At 71.8% G+C, this 3042-nt stretch carries 3 protein-coding genes and 1 pseudogene; all 4 read left to right on the top strand.

What is annotated here, in order from left to right; translation table 11 throughout:
* The coding region (locus tag ACK4HH_RS13195; protein ID WP_409652822.1) for an FtsQ-type POTRA domain-containing protein at positions 1-785 on the top strand (785 nt) is incomplete at its 5' end.
* Between the two features lie 153 nt (positions 786-938).
* The gene (gene ftsZ, locus ACK4HH_RS13190) at positions 939-2093 is read left to right on the top strand and encodes a cell division protein FtsZ (protein ID WP_409652819.1); all 1155 of its coding nucleotides are present in this window, start codon (positions 939-941) and stop codon (positions 2091-2093) included.
* A gap of 1 nt (position 2094) precedes the next feature.
* Positions 2095-2775 (top strand): YggS family pyridoxal phosphate-dependent enzyme, encoded by a 681-nt coding sequence (locus tag ACK4HH_RS13185; protein WP_409652817.1) that lies wholly within the window; start codon positions 2095-2097, stop codon positions 2773-2775.
* Positions 2776-2810: 35 nt separating this feature from the next.
* Positions 2811-3042 (top strand): annotated as a pseudogene (locus ACK4HH_RS13180) (cell division protein SepF); the annotation flags it as partial.

Below are 3042 nucleotides of genomic sequence, written 5' to 3'. Positions count from 1 at the left end.
CTCCGCGCGGCGCTGATCCCGCCGTTGAGCAACGGCGCTCCGCTCGCGAGCGCCGGCGCGAGGAGCGCGCCGAGGTGCGCCGCTTCACCCGCCGCTCGCGCCGTCGCCGCCTGGCCGTCGCGGGAGCGGCGGTGACGCTGCTCGCGCTCGTCGGCGGTGTCGCTGTCGTCACGCTGTCGCCGCTCATGGCGCTCGACACGATCGAGGTCGCGGGCGTCGAGCGCCTCGACGCCGAGGTCGTGGCCGAGGCCCTCGACAGCCACCTCGGCACCCCGCTCGCGCTGCTCGACGAGCAGGGCATCCGCGACGACCTCGCGGTGTTCCCCCTCATCCGCTCGTACTCCACCGAGGTGATCCCGCCCCACACGCTCGTCGTGCGCATCGTGGAGCGGGCGCCGATCGCCGCGATCGAGCGCGGCGCGGTCGTCGATCTCGTCGACGCCGCGGGCGTCGTCGTCGAGTCGTCGCCCGAACGGCCGGAGGGCATCCCGCTCATCGCCGCCGAGAGCGCCGACCCGCAATCGCTCGCCTTCCGCAGCGTGGCCGCGGTGCTGACAGCACTTCCCGGCGAGCTGCGGGCCACGGTCGACGTGATCCGCGCCTCGACGCGCGACGATGTCGTGTTCTCGATGACGGGGGTCGGGCATCGCGTCGTGTGGGGCAGCGCCGAGCGCTCGGAGTTCAAGGCGCGCGTGCTCGCGGCGGCGCTCGGGGCGACCAATCAGTCGTCGCCGCGCGAGTACGACGTCTCGGCGCCCGAGAGCCTGGTCGTGCGTCGGCTCTAGCGCGAGCCCGGGGCGCGAGCCCGCACATTCGCGACACGCGGCGAGCCTCGGGCACCCGCGGTCCCCGCGGGCCTACCGTCGAGCTCAGCAGTACATACTGAGCATAACTTTAGCCCTCAACCTGAGGGTGAAGGTTGAGCGGAAGGCATCGACGTGACCTCGAACCAGAACTACCTCGCCGTGATCAAGGTGGTCGGCATCGGCGGCGGCGGCGTGAACGCCGTCAACCGCATGATCGAGCTGGGACTGCGCGGTGTCGAGTTCATCGCCATCAACACCGACGCGCAAGCCCTGCTCATGAGCGACGCCGACGTCAAGCTCGACGTCGGTCGCGAGCTGACGCGAGGGCTCGGCGCCGGCGCCGACCCCGAGGTCGGGCGGCGCGCCGCAGAGGACCACGCAGAAGAGATCGAAGAGGCCCTCGCGGGCGCCGACATGGTCTTCGTGACCGCGGGCGAAGGCGGCGGCACGGGCACGGGCGGGGCGCCCGTCGTGGCCCGCATCGCGAAGTCGATCGGCGCGCTCACCATCGGTGTCGTCACGAAGCCCTTCGGCTTCGAGGGCAAGCGGCGCCAGGCCCAGGCAGACCTCGGTGTCGCCCAGCTCAAGAACGAGGTCGACACGCTCATCGTCGTGCCGAACGACCGCCTGCTCGAGATCAGCGACCGCGGCATCTCGATGCTCGAGGCCTTCGCCACGGCCGATCAGGTGCTGCTCGCGGGCGTGCAGGGCATCACCGACCTCATCACGACCCCGGGGCTCATCAACCTCGACTTCGCCGACGTCAAGAGCGTCATGCAGGGCGCCGGCTCGGCGCTCATGGGCATCGGCTCGGCCCGCGGAGCCGATCGCGCCATCAAGGCCGCCGAGCTCGCCGTCGCGAGCCCGTTGCTCGAGGCCAGCATCGACGGCGCGCACGGCGTGCTGCTGTCGATCCAGGGCGGCTCGAACCTCGGCATCTTCGAGATCAACGATGCGGCCAAGCTCGTGCAAGAGGCCGTGCACCCCGAGGCCAACATCATCTTCGGCGCGGTCATCGACGACACGCTCGGCGACGAGGTGCGCGTGACCGTGATCGCCGCGGGCTTCGACGGCGGCGAGCCGACGGTCGTGCATCGCGACCGGCGGGCGAGCTACCAGGCCGCCGAGAGCGGCGCGGTGGCACCCGCTGCCGTCGCGACGGCCACGGCCGAACCTGTGCTCGGCGACCGCGTGTGGGGCGACGACGGCGGGCTCGCCGCGACGGCGCCGATCGACCCTCTCGAGGTCGACGACGACGATCTCGACATCCCCGACTTCCTGCGCTGACGTGCCCGCCAGCGCCGAGCTCCGCGAGCGCTACACGCGCATCGACGAGGGTGTCGCCGATGCGTGCCGAGCCGCTGATCGGGCCCGCGACGAGGTCACGCTCATCGTCGTCACCAAGTTCCACCCCGCCGGGCTGGTGCGCGACCTCGTCGAGCTGGGCGTGCGCGACGTGGGTGAGAACCGGCATCAGGATGCCGCGCCGAAGGCCGCCGAGCTCGCCGATCTGCCGCTTACGTGGCACTTCGTCGGGCAGCTGCAGTCGAACAAGGCGCGCGCGGTGGCCGAGTACGCCCGCGTCATCCACTCGGTCGACCGCGCGTCGCTCGTGACGGCGCTCGCGAAGACCGAGCGCCCGCTCGAGGTCTTCCTCGAGGTGAATCTGACCGACGACCCGGGTCGCGGAGGAGTCGAGGCCGGGCAACTGCTGCCGCTCGCCGAGCGCGTGCTCGAGCATCCCGCCCTCTCGCTGCGCGGCGTCATGGCCGTCGCCCCGATCGATGAGGATGCGCGCACGGCGTTCGCGCGCCTCCGCGGCCTCTCTGAGCGCGTGCGCACGATCGCACCGGCGGCGACGGCGATCTCTGCCGGCATGTCGGGCGACTACGCCGCGGCGATCGCCGAAGGCGCGACACACCTGCGCATCGGCACGGCAATCACCGGAAAACGACCCGACCGCCCTTAATCTGGCGAGTGCCACGACCGGTAAGGACGAAACTCATGAGCAATCCGCTGCGCAAGACCATGGTGTACCTCGGCCTCGCCGACGAAGAGGTCGAGTACGACCAGCACCCCGTTGCCGCGCCCGCGGCGCCCGCCGCCGTCGCCGCCAAGCGCGCGCCGGTGACGCCGCTGCGCCGTCCGGCGCCGGCCCGCCAGGCCGCACCCCACGACATGAACGAGATCCTCACGGTGCACCCGCGCGCCTACAAAGACGCGCAGATGATCGCCG

This window comes from Microcella sp., from assembly GCF_046296455.1.
Taxonomy (GTDB): domain Bacteria; phylum Actinomycetota; class Actinomycetes; order Actinomycetales; family Microbacteriaceae; genus Microcella.
Note: the sequence above shows the minus strand (reverse complement) of the source record. Positions and strands in the feature narration are given on the sequence as shown.